This is a genomic window from Bradyrhizobium sp. Ken01, from assembly GCF_055807355.1.
In genome coordinates, this window is the sequence record NZ_JBVVPC010000033.1 from 1 (window position 1) to 14,960 (window position 14,960).

The 14,960-nt window shown below is 64.8% G+C and carries 12 protein-coding genes; 7 read left to right on the top strand and 5 right to left on the bottom strand.

Annotation, left to right across the window (positions count from 1 at the left end; translation table 11 throughout):
- Positions 1-175: 175 nt before the first annotated feature.
- Positions 176-1,741 carry a glycosyltransferase family 39 protein gene (locus tag AC0L3S_RS27070; protein WP_473282566.1) on the bottom strand — a complete coding sequence of 522 codons (1,566 nt, stop codon included), beginning with the start codon at positions 1,739-1,741 and terminating at the stop codon, positions 176-178.
- A 343-nt stretch (positions 1,742-2,084) separates the two neighbouring features.
- Here AC0L3S_RS27070 and AC0L3S_RS27075 point away from each other — a divergent pair, with 343 nt between their 5' ends.
- From AC0L3S_RS27075 to AC0L3S_RS27090, 4 genes are all read left to right on the top strand, one after another.
- A complete protein-coding gene (locus AC0L3S_RS27075) occupies positions 2,085-3,818 on the top strand; it encodes an adenylate/guanylate cyclase domain-containing protein (RefSeq protein ID WP_473282438.1) in 1,734 nt (577 codons plus the stop codon).
- A 134-nt stretch (positions 3,819-3,952) separates the two neighbouring features.
- Positions 3,953-5,152 carry a SorA family sulfite dehydrogenase catalytic subunit gene (gene sorA, locus AC0L3S_RS27080; RefSeq protein WP_473282441.1) on the top strand — a complete coding sequence of 400 codons (1,200 nt, stop codon included), beginning with the start codon at positions 3,953-3,955 and terminating at the stop codon, positions 5,150-5,152.
- An 11-nt stretch (positions 5,153-5,163) separates the two neighbouring features.
- Positions 5,164-5,472: a SorB family sulfite dehydrogenase c-type cytochrome subunit gene (sorB, locus tag AC0L3S_RS27085; RefSeq protein WP_456767887.1), complete on the top strand. Its 309-nt coding sequence runs from the start codon at positions 5,164-5,166 to the stop codon at positions 5,470-5,472.
- 208 nt (positions 5,473-5,680) lie between these two features.
- Positions 5,681-5,881: a cold-shock protein gene (locus AC0L3S_RS27090; protein ID WP_007596519.1), complete on the top strand. Its 201-nt coding sequence runs from the start codon at positions 5,681-5,683 to the stop codon at positions 5,879-5,881.
- Positions 5,882-6,051: 170 nt separating this feature from the next.
- Here the strand turns inward: AC0L3S_RS27090 and AC0L3S_RS27095 are convergent, their stop codons facing one another.
- Positions 6,052-6,513 carry an Lrp/AsnC ligand binding domain-containing protein gene (locus AC0L3S_RS27095; RefSeq protein ID WP_007596520.1) on the bottom strand — a complete coding sequence of 154 codons (462 nt, stop codon included), beginning with the start codon at positions 6,511-6,513 and terminating at the stop codon, positions 6,052-6,054.
- 114 nt (positions 6,514-6,627) lie between these two features.
- Here AC0L3S_RS27095 and putA point away from each other — a divergent pair, with 114 nt between their 5' ends.
- From putA to AC0L3S_RS27110, 3 genes are all read left to right on the top strand, one after another.
- Positions 6,628-9,627, top strand: coding sequence for a bifunctional proline dehydrogenase/L-glutamate gamma-semialdehyde dehydrogenase PutA (putA, locus tag AC0L3S_RS27100; protein ID WP_473282444.1), 3,000 nt, complete (start codon positions 6,628-6,630; stop codon positions 9,625-9,627).
- Positions 9,628-9,742: 115 nt separating this feature from the next.
- Positions 9,743-10,948 carry a CaiB/BaiF CoA transferase family protein gene (locus tag AC0L3S_RS27105; protein ID WP_473282445.1) on the top strand — a complete coding sequence of 402 codons (1,206 nt, stop codon included), beginning with the start codon at positions 9,743-9,745 and terminating at the stop codon, positions 10,946-10,948.
- A 177-nt stretch (positions 10,949-11,125) separates the two neighbouring features.
- On the top strand, positions 11,126-11,773 hold the full coding sequence (locus tag AC0L3S_RS27110; RefSeq protein ID WP_473282447.1) for a glutathione S-transferase family protein: 648 nt from the start codon (positions 11,126-11,128) through the stop codon (positions 11,771-11,773).
- A gap of 120 nt (positions 11,774-11,893) precedes the next feature.
- Here AC0L3S_RS27110 and AC0L3S_RS27115 read toward each other — a convergent pair whose 3' ends face one another.
- From AC0L3S_RS27115 to AC0L3S_RS27125, 3 genes are all read right to left on the bottom strand, one after another.
- A complete protein-coding gene (locus AC0L3S_RS27115) occupies positions 11,894-12,058 on the bottom strand; it encodes a hypothetical protein (protein WP_473265796.1) in 165 nt (54 codons plus the stop codon).
- Positions 12,059-12,086: 28 nt separating this feature from the next.
- A complete protein-coding gene (locus AC0L3S_RS27120) occupies positions 12,087-13,634 on the bottom strand; it encodes a hypothetical protein (RefSeq protein WP_473282449.1) in 1,548 nt (515 codons plus the stop codon).
- A 93-nt stretch (positions 13,635-13,727) separates the two neighbouring features.
- Positions 13,728-14,711, bottom strand: coding sequence for a hypothetical protein (locus tag AC0L3S_RS27125; protein WP_473282568.1), 984 nt, complete (start codon positions 14,709-14,711; stop codon positions 13,728-13,730).
- Positions 14,712-14,960 lie beyond the last annotated feature (249 nt).

Consider the following 14,960-nt stretch of genomic DNA (forward strand, 5'->3'; position numbering starts at 1 on the left):
CCGGTGGCCACCGGCCAAGGCGCTAAGTCACTTCCATCGCACAAATGCTGGCCGTGCAGATACAAGGGGTTCTCTCCTCGAGTCCAACTCTCATTCGAATTTGCGGAGAGATACCCCTCATCCGGCGCTTCGCGCCACCTTCTCCCACAACGGGAGAAGGAAGAAGGCCGCCTTGCTAGGCGAGCGTACGTCGCTCGAATTCTCCCGCCAGCACGCGCCACTGGAACAGCGGCGAGTCCTTCGGTGGTGAAAGCTCCGGAGTCCAGCCGGTGAGCTTTTCCAGCGTATACGTGTCCATCACGAGTCCGCGCCAGCGGCGCTCGATCTGACCGAGCGGCTCGCGTTTGGCGGGGATGTTCTCCCACAGCGGCGAGCGGTTGTCTGGCTCGCGCCCAACATAAATGCCGGCGTGGCCCTTGATCCGATCCATGCCGGGATCACGAAAATCCTGGAAGCGGCCGCGCTCGTTGATCTCGATCACGGGCACGCGGCCCCTGAACAGCCAGCGCATCATGGCATAGGTGCGGTAGTCCGTGGTTGCGATCCAGGTCGCGCCGGTCTCGTCCAATGCGGCCTGTGCGCGCGCGGCGACCTGCTCGTAACCGGACTCGGCACCGATCGGATCGATCTTGCCGAGCAAATTCCAGGGCGCGGCGACGTAATAGAGGAACACGATGATGACAAAGGCGATGCCGGAGACCACCGCTGTGTTGGCCCAGAACAGCGATGCCCTGATCATCCGCGCCGATCTTCCTTCGCGCGACAGCATGGTGAGGTTGACAGCGGCGGCGGCGAAGCCGACCGGCCACATGAACATCGGCCAGGTGTCACCGACGCGGAGGGTCAGCGATTTCACCAGGAAATAGAGAAACGGCACCAGGACCGCGGTCGACAACAAAATCGCGACCGGCTCGCGCGTGCGATAGCCGCGCCACGCCGTCATCACCACCCCCGTCAGCACCACCGGCAGCATGACGAAGCCGACCAGTCCGAATTGCAGGCCGATGTAATCGCCGAAGGTACGGAGCGAGATGCCGTAGCTGGTGGTGGCGCGCACCCCCTGGAAGCGGATCGCGGCCCAGTCGTGCTGCACGTTCCAGATCAGGACGGGCGAGAACACGACGATTGCGATCAGCACCGCGAGATATGGATAGGGGCTGCGCAGCCAGCGCCAGCGCCAATCCGGCACCAGCAGAAAGGCGGCAACCGCCGGCGCGAACATGATCACGGTGAATTTCGACAGCATCGCGAGCCCGGCGAACAGGCCGGCCGCAAGCCACCAGCGGCCGTCGCCGCCCTGCGCAAGGCGCACCAGGGACCACATCATCGCCACCGCAAACGGGATCATGGCGACATCGGGCGCAACCTTGGCCATCAGCAGGCCGTAATAGAGCGCGGCCTCCGGCATCAGCACCGCGAGCACGACGGCGCGCATGTCGTGGGTGAGGCGGCGGACGATATCGGCGAGCAGGAGCTGCGTCACCAGCATCGCGACGATGCCGCCGAAGCGCACACCGAGCCTGGTGTCGCCGAAGATCGCAGTGCCGAACCGGATCAGCCAGGCGATGCCGGGGGGATGATCCAGGAAGCTGAGCGCCGTCTCCTGCGACCAGGTCCAGTAATAGGCCTCGTCCGTGCGCAGCTCGATGGCCGAGGCGTAGACGATGCGCAGCAGCGTCATCGCGGCGACGATCGCCGCGGCCATGACGAGCGGCCGGCGCGCCGCGCCTACGGGGGGCATCGTGATGTCGGGAGCTGTCGCCACGGCGGCGCTTTTCGCCAACCTAGGAGGGGGAGTCAATGTCGGGGGTGGATCGGCCTGTTGCGCTGTCGTCCCGGACAAGCGAAGCGCTGATCCGGGACCCATAACCACAGGGAGGGGTTTGGCGAAGACCCGTAGCTACCAGCCCGTGCCACAACGACTCCCTGTGGCTATGGGTCCCGGATCTGCGCGCCGCCATGCGGCGCTTGTCCGGGACGACAATGGAGTGATTCCTGCCGCGGATGTGATCCCGCGAACCGACCACCCCCGGAATTAAACGCGACGCTGGCTGTTCTCCTTCATGAACTGATACAACAGAATCATGGCCGCAACCGCATCCTCACTATTTTCCGAGCTTTCCCGCGCCATCAGCGTGCGCCAGGTGCGGCTGGTCTGCGGCGTCATTTTGTTCGCCTATGTCGTTAGCCATTTCCTCAACCATGCGCTCGGCAACATCTCGGTCGATGCCATGGAGATCGGGGTCTACTATCACACACTGTTCTGGCAGTTCCTGCCGGTTGCGATCACGTTCTACACGGCGGCGCTCACGCATATGGGGCTCGGCATCTATGCACTGTATCAGCGCCGGCAGTTCCGCTGGCGGACGGTCGAGCCGCTGCAGCTCGTGCTGGGCTTGAGCATCCCCGCGCTGGTCATGGCGCATGTGATCGGCGTGCGGCTCGGCCAGACGCTGTACGGGCACCAAAAGCTCTATCCGCAGGAACTCTATCTGTTCTTCGTCGCATCGAACCGTATCTGGACCATGACGGTCCTGCTTCTGATCGCCTGGGTTCACGGCTGCATCGGCATCTATTTCTGGCTTCGCCTCAAACCGTTCTTCACGCGCGCGGCGCCCTATCTGCTCGCGGCTGCCGTGCTGATCCCGACGCTGTCACTGCTGGGTGTCTACCAGGGTGGCCGCAGCGTCGCGGTCGAGGCCGACGACGGGGAATGGCGGATGCACAATCTCACGCGCAGCCAGGTCGGCACGACGGCCGAGGCAGCGACGCTCGACCGCATCACCGGTGGCCTCACCGCCGGTTATCTCGGACTGCTCGCTTTGGCGCTGCTGGCGCGCGGCGTGCGCGCCCTGCGCGAACGACGCGGTGGCATGATCGCGCTGTCCTACGGCAACGGCAAGACGGTGCGCGTCCCCAAGGGCCTCTCCGTGCTGGAAGCGAGCCTGCGCCACAATGTGCCGCATGCCAGCGTCTGCGGCGGCCGCGCCCGCTGCTCGACCTGCCGCATCCGCATCATCGGCGATCATGGCGCCCTGCCCGAGCCGTCGCAGCGCGAGGCGTTCGTGCTCACCCGTGTCGGCACCAGCGATCCCTCGATCAGGCTGGCCTGCCAGCTGCGGCCGACATCGGATCTCTCCTTCTTCCAGCTCTTCACAGCGCATACCCTGTCGGCGAGCGCGCAGGCCTCGACGCCCGCCAGAATCGGCCAGGAGCGCTATCTCGTCAGCCTGTTCGTGGACATGCGCGGCTCGACGCAGCTGGCCGAGAAGCGGCTGCCGTTCGACACCGTGTTCATCGTCAACCGCTTCCTCGGCGCCGTCTCGCAGGCCGTGATCGAGAATGGCGGCCAGCCGAACCAGTTCGTCGGCGACGGCATGCTGGCGCTGTTCGGACTGAGCGCCGATCCGCAAGAGGCGTGCCGGCAGGCGCTGAAGGCCGCCGCCGGAACCGCCAGGCAAATCGACGAGCTCAACGAGCTCCTGTCCCACGATCTGCGCCAGCCGATCCGCTTCGGCATCGGCATCCATGGCGGCGAGGTCATCATCGGCGACATCGGCTATCGCGATCACATCGTGTTCACGGCGCTGGGCGATGCCGTCAACGTCGCGGCCCGGCTCCAGGACATGACCAAGACACTGGCCTGCGAAGCGATCGTCTCGGAGGAAGTCCGCCGCACCGCCGGCCTTGCCGACGATGCGCTGCCGCAGCAGGAGGTCGCGATCCGCGGCCGCGACGAACCCATGGCCGTGCGCGTCGTCGCGGACGCCAGGACTCTGTCGGCGCTCGTCGACCACGGCGAACGCGTCGCGGCGTAACACCGGCTTGCTGCAACGCAGCGGCATGGGCCTGCTGCGAAAGCACGAATTGACTTCAACTGAGTCGTTGCGACACATGAGTGCTAGATCGCGGTGATGACCGCGATCAACGAAAAGCTCCGGGAGGAGACCACATGTTCGATCGACGCGACCTGCTCAAAGGAGCGGGCCTTGCCGCTGTTGCGACTGCCCTGAACCCGACCAAAGCGCTGGCACTCGACACCGTCACCCTTCCCTTTGCCAATGGCGAACGGCCTTTGGTGAAATATCCGCAGAAGCGGCCGATGATCGGCCTGACCAGCCGCCCGCCGCAGCTCGAGACGCCCTTCGCAGTGTTCAATGACGGCCCGATCACGCCGAATAACGCGTTCTTCGTGCGCTATCACCTGTCCGACCTGCCCTACAGTCTCGACCCCGACAAGTTCACCCTCGAGGTCAAGGGCAAGGTCGACAAGCCGCTCAAGCTGTCGCTGAAGGACATCAGGAAGATGAAGGCGACCGAGATCGTCGCCGTCAACCAGTGCTCCGGCAACAGCCGCGGCTTCCTGGATCCGCGCGTGGCCGGCGGCCAGCTCGCCAACGGCGCGATGGGCAATGCGCGCTGGCGCGGCGTGCCGCTGAAGACCGTGCTGGCGATGGCGGGCGTGCAGAGCGGCGCCAAGCAGGTCACCTTCAACGGCATGGACGGTCCGGTCAGCGACAAGACGCCCGACTTCGTCAAGGCGCTCGATATCGATCACGCCAGCGACGGCGAGGTGATGCTGGCCTATGGCATGAACGGCGAGGACCTGCCGTTCCTCAACGGCTTTCCGCTGCGCCTGATCGTGCCCGGCTATTACGGGACCTACTGGGTCAAGCACCTCAACGAGATCACCGTCGTCGACAATGTCTATGACGGCTTCTGGATGAAGTCGGCCTATCGTATTCCGGACACCCCGAACAATGCGATCGAGCCGGGCACTGCGCCGAAGGCGACGATCCCGATCAACCGCTTCACCATCCGTTCCTTCATCACCAGCGTTCCCGACGGAGCCAAGCTGAAAGCAGGCGGCACCACGCTGCGCGGCATCGCCTTCGACGGCGGCAAGGGCATCAAGGAGGTCGCGGTCTCCACCGACGGCGGCAAAACCTGGACCGGCGCCAGGCTCGGCAAGGATCTTGGCAAATACTCATTCCGCGAATGGACGCTGCCGGTGAAGCTCGCGGCGGGCTCCCACGAGCTCAAGGTGCGCGCCACCGGCAATGGCGGCGAAACCCAGCCGGATACGCCGCGCTGGAATCCGGCGGGTTACTTGCGCAACGTCGTCGAAACCGTCCGCGTCACCGTGGCTTGAGGGGAATGATCATGCAGCGCACCGTTTTCCTCGCCATCACGCTCGCCCTCGCCGCCGTGGTGGGTTCGGCACTTGCAGCACCGGTCAATTACAAGACCCCCGATGAGGTCGCGGCGTTCAAGCCCGGGCCCAATCTCGAAGTCGTGCAGGGCAATTGCAGCGCCTGCCACTCCGCCGATTACATCAACACGCAGCCGCCGATGAAGGACAAGAAAGGTTTCTGGCAGGCCGAGGTGACCAAGATGATCAAGGTCTATGGCGCCCCCATCGACGATGCCGATGTCGGCAAGATCGTCGATTATCTGGCCGCGACTTATTGACGGATGGCGCGCGGCGCGCGGACCAATTGACCGCGAAACGGGCAAATCCGGCAAAAACGCCGCGAAGTTGAGCGGAATTCGGCGAAATGCCGATGTGGATTGAGCTACCAAGCCAGCCACATTCCGCGTATCGTATTAGGACCGAACCGGCCGGTTGGCGGGGACTGGCGGTTCGAGATCTCGGAGGAAGACCCGCGGAGAAGTCGTGATGGCTAAAGGTACGGTCAAGTGGTTCAACCCGACGAAGGGTTATGGATTTATCCAGCCGGCGTCGGGCGGCAAGGATGTGTTCGTGCATATCTCGGCAGTGCAGAAAGCCGGTCTGTCGTCCCTGAACGAAGGACAGACGGTGGAGTATGAAGAGATCGCAAACCGAGGCAAAAGCTCCGCAGAGAACCTCAAAGTATAAGCCCGCCGGCTTTTGCTAACTCCCGGATCAATCCGGGAGCCGGGCCAAGAAAATTTCAGAAGACGGTCAGTGCATTCGACGACAGGCGTTGCGATTGCACACCGAGAACTATTTGCCCGTGAAGACCGCCCGTTCGACGCCACAGCAACGACAATCGCGACGGCATTTCGTTAGTCCACCGGCAATGGTGCGTCGCGCTTGATCTCTTCCATCACCGCATAGGTTCGCGTTTCGCGCACGCCCGGCATCGACAGCAGGGTCTCGCCAAGGAAGCGCCGATATGCAGTCATGTCTGCCAGCCGCGCCTTCACAAGATAGTCGAAGCCGCCAGCAACCATGTGACACTCCAGCACTTCGGGCGCGAGTTTCACTGCGCGGGCAAAACGCTCGAAATTGTCGGGCGTGGTCTTGTCGAGCAGCACCTCGACGAACACCAGGAGCCCGAGGCCGAGCCGGTGCGGGTTGAGCCGCGCGCCATAGCCCTCGATAAACCCCTCTCGCTGCAAACGCTTCAGCCGCTCGCCGATCGAGGTCGGCGACAGCCCGATGCGCTCCGCGAGCTCAACATTGGCGATTCGCCCGTCCTGCTGCAAAATCGAGAGGATTTTCCGGTCGGTTCGATCTAATTCCATAATTCATAAGGCCAAATTGCTAGATAGCTTCATTTTCTAAGCCGAATGAGCTAAATTGTCTATCGAGCTAAGGTCGCGTGAGCATTATCCTGGATTGCAGCCACAGGACACGCCATGCCGAACGTTCCGCCTGCCTTCTCCGCCGCCTACGCGCCCGATGATGCCGATATCGCCGCGCGCCTCTTGCCATCTGCGCATCTCAGCGCGCCGCAGGAGGCGCGGATCGATCGCACCGCGACGCGGCTGATCGAAGCCATCCGCAAGCGCGATGACCGGCTTGGTGGAGTCGAGGACATGCTGCGGGAGTTCGCGCTCTCGACCAAGGAAGGGCTGGCCTTGATGGTGCTCGCCGAGGCGCTGCTGCGCGTGCCGGACGCGCGCACCGCCGACCAGTTCATCGAGGACAAGCTCGGCGAGGGCGACTTCATCCACCACGAGACCAAGTCCACGGCCTTCCTGGTCAACGCCTCGGCCTGGGCGCTCGGCCTCTCGGCGCGGGTGATCCAGCCCGGCGAGACGCCCGACGGCACCATCGGCCGGCTGGTGAAGCGGCTGGGCGCACCGGCGGTGCGCACCGCCACGCGCCAGGCGATGCGGCTGATGGGCAATCATTTCGTCCTGGGCGAGACCATCGCGCAGGCGCTGGAGCGGGCCCGGCCGCGCTCCGGCGAGAGGGCGCGCTATTCCTTCGACATGCTTGGCGAAGGCGCGCGCACGGCCACTGATGCCAGGCGCTATTTCGACGCCTATGCCAGCGCGATTCTGACCATCGGCAAGGCGGCCGGCAACCATCCCCTGCCCGACCGGCCCGGCATCTCCGTCAAGCTCTCGGCGCTGCATCCGCGCTTCGAGGCGATCAGCCGCAACCGTGTGATGGCGGAGCTGGTGCCGCAACTGCTGGACCTGGCGCAGCGCGCCAAGGCCCATGATCTCAATTTTACCGTCGATGCCGAGGAAGCCGACCGGCTGGAATTGTCCCTCGACGTGATCGCGGCAACGCTCGCCGATCCCTCGCTCGCCGGTTGGGACGGATTTGGCCTCGCGATCCAGGCCTATCAGAAGCGCGCCGGCGCCGTGATCGACTATGTCGATGCGCTGGCCCGCGCGCATGATCGCAAGCTGATGGTGCGGCTGGTCAAGGGCGCCTATTGGGACACCGAGATCAAGCGCGCGCAGGAGCGCGGGCTCGACGGCTATCCCGTATTCACCCGCAAGGCGATGACCGATCTGAACTTCGTCGCCTGCGCTCAAAAGCTGTTGAGTCTGCGGCCGCGGATCTTCCCGCAATTCGCCACCCACAATGCGCTGAGCGTCGCGACCGTGCTGGAGCTTGCCGGTGCGAACGGCGGCTTCGAATTCCAGCGCCTGCATGGCATGGGCGAGGCGCTCTACGAGCAGCTCGCCAAGGATCACCCCGAAATCGCCTACCGCACCTACGCCCCGGTCGGCAGCCATCGCGACCTGCTCGCCTATCTGGTGCGGCGACTGCTGGAGAATGGTGCCAACTCCTCCTTCGTGGCGCAGGCGTCCGATTATCGCGTGCCTGTTGCGGCGCTGCTGCAACGTCCGGCGGATGCCATCGTCCGGCCGCAGCAGGCGGCCCATCCCAAGATTCCGCTGCCGGGCGATCTGTTCGCGCCGGAACGGCGCAATTCACGCGGTGTCGAATTCGGCGCGCGTGCCGCGCTCGACCGGTTGCTGACCGACGTCAAGGCCGAGACGATCGACCTCGTGCCGATCGCGGACGCAACGCCGGATCAGGCCAATGCGGCAGTGACTGCTGCGCGCGCGGGCTTTGCCGCCTGGAGCCGGACTCCGGCAGCCATTCGCGCGGCAGCGCTCGAGCAGGCGGCGCATCTTCTGGAGAACCGCGCGCCCCATTTCATCGCGCTGCTGCAACGCGAGGGCGGCAAGACGCTCGACGATGCGCTGTCGGAGCTGCGCGAGGCCGCCGATTTCTGCCGCTATTATGCCGCGCAGGGCCGCAAGCTGTTCGGCAACGATGTGGCGATGCCGGGCCCGACCGGCGAGAGCAATGTGCTGGCCATGCGCGGCCGCGGCGTCTTCGTGGCGATCTCGCCCTGGAATTTTCCCCTGGCGATCTTCCTCGGCCAGGTCACCGCAGCGCTGATGACCGGCAACAGCGTGGTGGCCAAGCCCGCAGAGCAGACCCCACGGATCGCGGTCGAGGCAGTGCGGCTGCTGCACGAGGCCGGCATTCCCATAAGCGCGTTGCACCTCGTCATCGGCGACGGCCGCGTCGGCGCCACGCTGACCGCGCACCCCGATATCGCCGGAATCGTCTTCACCGGCTCGACCGAGGTCGCGCGCAGCATCAACCGGGCGCTGGCGGCCAAGGACGGGCCGATCGTGCCGCTGATCGCCGAGACCGGCGGCATCAACACCATGATCGCGGATGCGACTGCGTTGCCCGAGCAGGTCGCAGACGACGTCGTCACCTCGGCGTTTCGTTCCGCCGGCCAGCGCTGCTCGGCGCTGCGGCTGCTGTTCGTGCAGGAGGACGTCGCCGACCGCATGCTCGAGATGATCGCGGGCGCGGCGCGCGAGTTGAAGATCGGCGATCCAAGCGACGTCGCGACCCATATCGGTCCGGTGATCGATATCGAGGCCAAGCAGCGCCTCGATGCGCATATCGCACGGATGAAGAGAGAGGCACGGCTGCACTTTGCCGGGACCGCGCCGGAGGGCTGCTTCGTCGCGCCACATATTTTCGAGCTTGGGGATGCCGGCCAGCTGACCGAGGAGGTGTTCGGCCCGATCCTCCACGTCGTGCGCTATCGTGCGGAACATCTCGAACGCGTCCTGCAAGCCATCGAGCGCACCGGCTACGGGCTGACGCTCGGCATCCATTCCCGCATCGACGATACGATCGAGGCGATCGTCGACCGCGTCCAGATCGGCAACATCTACGTCAATCGCAACATGATCGGCGCCGTGGTCGGCGTGCAGCCGTTCGGCGGCAACGGCCTGTCCGGAACCGGCCCGAAAGCCGGCGGCCCGCACTACCTCGCGCGCTTCGCGACCGAGCAGACCGTGACGATCAACACCGCAGCAGCCGGCGGCAACGCTGCCCTGCTCGCAGGAGATGAGTGAGGCGCGGCGAGGAGCGTTGCATCCCGCCGAAACATCGGTCTAATGCTGCCCGTGACGGTGGCCCTCGCCAATTCCAGCGCGCGGGAAACAACACGAGCGAGGGAGCAACGCCGCGATGGAAAAGGGCATTTTTGCAGGGCTCAAGGTGCTGGATTGCGCGAGCTTCATCGCAGCACCAGCGGCCGCGACCGTGCTGTCGGATTTCGGCGCCGATGTCGTCAAGATCGAACCGCCGGGTGCCGGCGATCCCTACCGCAACCTGCCCAACATCCCGGGCTATCCGACCAGCGAGCACAATTTCGCCTGGCTGCTGGAAGCCCGCAACAAGAAGAGCATCGCGCTCGACCTCGCAAAGCCCGAGGCGCAGGCCGTGCTCTACAAGCTCGTGGAAGAGGCCGACGTCTTCATCACCAACATGCCGCCGCCGGTGCGCGCCAAGCTCGGCATCACCTACGATCATCTCGCCCATCTCAACGACCGGCTGATCTACGCCTCCTTTACCGGCTATGGCGAAAAGGGCGAAGAGGCCAACAAGCCGGGCTTCGACAGCAACGCCTATTGGGCGCGCTCCGGACTGATGGACCTCGTCCGCGCCGACACCGACACGACGCCGGCCCGCTCGGTCGCCGGCATGGGCGACCATCCCTGCGCCATGGCGTTCTATGGCGCCATCGTCACCGCGCTGTACCAGCGCGAGAAGACCGGCAAGGGCTCGCATGTCGCCTCCAATCTGATGGCGAACGGCGTGTGGGCTGCGAGCGTGCTGGCGCAGGCAAAGCTCTGCGGCGCCAAGTTCGCCGAGCGGCGACCGCGCGAACGCGCGTTGAACGCGGTCGCCAACCACTACCAATGCAAGGACGGCCGCTGGCTGATCCTGTCGCTGCTGAGCGAGGAGAAGCAGTTTCCGACGCTGGCCAGGTGTCTCGGCCGCGAGGACCTCATCACCGACCCGCGCTTTGCCACCAAACCCGACCGCCACGCCCGCTCGGTCGAGCTGATCAAGATCTTCGACGAGACCTTTGCGACCAGGGATCTCGCCGAATGGCGCAAGATCCTCGACGGCAACGGGCTGGTGTTCGGCATCGTCGGCATCCTCGACGACATCCCGAACGACAAGCAGATGCTCGACAACGAAGTGCTGGTGCCGTTCGAGAACGACACCATGCTCACCATCTCCAGCCCGATCTGGATCGACGGCGCCAAGAAAGTGCAGCCGCGCAAGCCGCCCGGCGTCGGCGAGCACAGTGACGAGATTTTGCGCGGCGCGGGATACGACGAGGCGGCGATCAAGCAGCTGCGGTCGCAGGGGGCGGTGGGGTAGGGGCGCTGGCGGTGATACATTCACGCTGTCGTCCCGGCGAAGGCCGGGACCCATATCCCAGAGAGGAAGTTGTCGGACGAAGCTAAACTGCGTTCGGTGGTTATGGGTCCCGGCCTTCGCCAGGACGACAGCTGGGGACGTAGATCGCCTCAACAATCACCGTCCTCGCGAGGTCCCATGCCCAGCTACCGCGTGCACTACTTCCCCGAATCCGGCAACAGCTACAAGCTGGCGCTGATGCTGACGCTTTGCGGCGAGAGGTTCGAGCCGGTCTGGACCGACTTTGGCGGCGGCGTCACGCGCACGCCGGAATGGCGCAAGAGCGTGAACGAGATGGGCGAGCTTCCCGTGCTCGAGGTGGACGGTGTGAAGATGACGCAGACCGCGCCTCTCCTGCTCAAGCTTGCCGACCAGTACGGGCGTTTCGGTGCCGAGACCGAGGAGGAAAAGTTCGAGCTGCTGCGCTGGCTGTTCTGGGACAACCACAAGCTCACCGGCTACATGGCGACCTACCGCTTCATGCGCGCCTTCACGCAAAACAACGATCCGCAGGTGCTGAAACATTTTCGCCGGCGGCTCGAAGACTTCCTCGGCATTCTCGACGGCCATCTCCAGCACAATGAATTCGCGATCGGCACCAGGCCGACCGTCGCCGATATCTCGATGATGGCCTATCTGCACTATCCGAGCGACGAGCACGGCTTCGATTTCGCGGAAAGCTATCCCGCCATCCACGCCTGGCTTGGCCGTATGGCCACACTGCCCGGGTGGAAGCCGGCCTACGAGCTGCTGCCCGGCAAGCGGATGACGAATTACGCGAAGTGAGTGCGCTCGCGCCACGTCGTCTCGGCCGTCATGGCCGGGCTTGTCCCGGCCATCCACGATCTTGAGCGGGGACACCAGAACGTGGATGCCCGGGACAAGCCCGGGCATGACGAAAGAAAGCTACTTCAGCGCCAGCCAGCCGAGCGTAAACAGGATTCCACCGATGATGACGACCGCTACGATGGCCGAGATGCTGACGCGAACGCTGCCGGTGACCTGCTTGGCCTCTTCATTCTGCGCGATCTCGCGATTGCGCTCCTTGTTGGCTTCGCTGGATTCCGTCATGGGGTCATCCAAACCGGTTCGAGACAGCCTAACGCGTCTTGATGAAGCACATGCCGATGCGGCGCGAGGCCGCGGCAGCCTGACAGGTCAGCCCTTTAGCACAGCTCCATGACGTAAAACTCCTGTCGGCCGATCCCGATCCCGCATTTTCCAGGGAACAATGCGCACCCCATCCATCCTGATATTCGGTCCCGGCCAGCTCAGTGCTGCCGCGGGTCTGCGGCCGGCCGGCAAATCCGCGTGAGAAATCAGGACGTTTGCCTGCGGCCATCGCGGTCAGGATGTCGCGGCGGCGGACCTGGTCGCCAAGAAAATGCGGCGAGGCCGGCACGATGGTCGAGTTGGACGGCTTGTCCGCAAGCCAATCGACGCCCGGGAAATGAAAGCCGCCGATGCCGCGGGTCTGGTGGCAGCCGGCACAGGTGACGTCGTTGAGGCGGCGCTGGAAACCCGCGACCGAGCGGACGTTCTGCATGTCCCCGCGCGCCGCCGCCTGCTTCAGCGCACCAACCACGTCGGTGTCCGAGAAGACCGGCTCGCCTCGCCCTTCTCCGTTGCCCTCCCCTTGCATCATCCCGAACTCCGGCTGCAACGGAGAAGCATCGAGGCCGGCTGGCGTCGGCACGATTGCAGCCTTGGCCAGGAATTTTTCCGGGATCAGCACCGTGCCGCGATCGAAGTCGCGAAGATGATCGGGCGCGAGCAGCCAATCCCTGAAGTCGCGCCGGAGATCATTGTCGGCGAGAATGCGGTCGCGATCGATCTGGTTTTCTAGCGTCGATTCCGCGAATGTCTTCGAGGCGGCGTCGTACTTGAACACCTTGAGCAGATAGTCGGAGCGGAAATCGTGCAGCGCCGACTTCGCCGCAACCGAGATCTGAATGTTGGTCTCGATGCGATCGAGCATCGCATCGTAAGGATAGAAGCTGCTGCCGATCAGCCCCTGCCAGTCACCATTGCCGAGCCAGCGTCGCGCGACCTCGGCGCAGGTGATCGGCGTGCCGCTTGCATCCGTCTGCCGCGCATCGCGCGCCTTCATCACCAGATTGAGCGTCATCGGCAGCCGCGTTGCCGTCCTGCCGCCGTCCGGCTTGGTCTCGAAATGCGCGAGACGATAGATCAGCCTGATCTCGCCGCAGGAGTCTTCCGAGGCATAGGCCCGGTCCATGCGGTTGACGATGCCCGCCAGCAGGAAACGGGTGTCGGGGGATTTCAGATTGGCGCGATCGAACAATTGTACGTCGAAGCCATCGCCGACGCCGATGGTCTCGGTCGGATATGCCGCCTTCTGCCGCGCGACGTAGCGGTCGATCTCGCCTTCGATTGCGGGGCGAATTTCCTTGAGCTGCGACAACCACGAAAACATCAGATCGGTCGTCAGCGGAAAGTTCGCGTTCCGCTCCGGCCACAACAGGCGCGAGATCGTGAACGCATCGTGCTGGTCGAGCTCGCGCAGGAGATCGGGATCGGTGATCGCCGTACCGCGCGCCAGTTGCGCGTTCTCCGCGGCCAACAACGACACGATGCCGCCGAAAAATACGGCGGCGGCAACGAGACTTCGCAACGCGCGGTTCATGCCCTAGGTAACACCGCGCCGGGACGGCTATTCAAGCAAAAAGGCGCTTCACATGGTGGTGAAGCGCCTTTTCGAAAATCGGATAGCAGCCGCTCAGCGCGCGACGATCAGCCCCTTGCTGGTGACGACCACCCAGCGGCCGTCCTGACGGCGGATCGCATCGACGCGGCCAACGCCGGGGATGGGGTCGCCGGCATAGACCTCGTAGAGGCCATTGCGGCCCTCGATCAGCGCGCCGCCGTTGGAAACGTCGCGCAGCACCCAGCCTTCAACCGTCGGCAGCCGGCCGACCTCGGTCTTGGGTGCGGCGGGAGCCGGCGCAGCTGCCGCGGTCGCAACCTGGGCCGGCGCGATCGAGCCGGTGGTCTCCCTGGCGGGCACGGCGGCTGCGGCCTGGGCGGGCGCCGCGGGCGGGGTGGCACGGAGCTTGTCGACAGTCTCGGACAGCTTCGCGATTTTGGCCATCGGCTCGGCCTGCGCCTTCTCGAGCTTGTCCAGGCGGTCGTTGGTCCGGTTGAACTGGCCGAGGCCGGTCTTGGAGGTATGTTCTACGTTGGCCTTGAGCGCGACGACATCGGCATCGATCCGGGCGACCGAGGATTCCAGCGCGCTGGTGTCGGCAACCTGTGTCGGCGCGGGGTTTGCGAAGTGCATCATCCCTGCGGTCGCGAGCGCGCCGCTGATGGCGCCGACACTGGCCGCTATCGCCACCACCGCGGCCATCGCCGACAGGCGCCGCTTGCCGCCGGTCTCGCGCGGCTCGTCCGCCTTCACATGCGGCGCAAACTCCTCACGGTCCCAGGACCGCTCCGCGGGTGCCATGACGATGAGCTTGCCGGGCTTTGGCTCGGGCTTGGTCTCGGCTTTAGCTTCGAACTTCGGCACCTCGATCCTCGATGCCTCGATTTTTGGCGGCTCGATCTTGACGGGGTCGGGCTTCACTGGATCAGGCTTGGGCGGCGCCTCGTGGTCGGGGGCAATCGACGGGGCCTCGATGCCGGCAGCAGCCTCGATGGCCTGCGGCACGGTCGCTGCGGCTTCGACGACGCCAGTATCCTGGGCGGCCTGCTCGGGCATTGGTTCGCTCACGGCTCAAATACTCCAGTCTCGGTTGACCTTTTGGTAACTTTCATTGCTTGCGAATTCCTTACCTCCGGACCCGCTTACCGAAATTTTAGGAAGTCTTCCGGGGCCGAATTGGGCCGGGAAAGTGGAACCGGTGTGGCGCTGTGCAACAAATCGTCAGCCGATGCTGCCCTGCGGTAGGCCACGCTCCCGCCGAACGGGCTGTTGCCCGCCCGTGTTACCCCGCTAACATGACTGCCT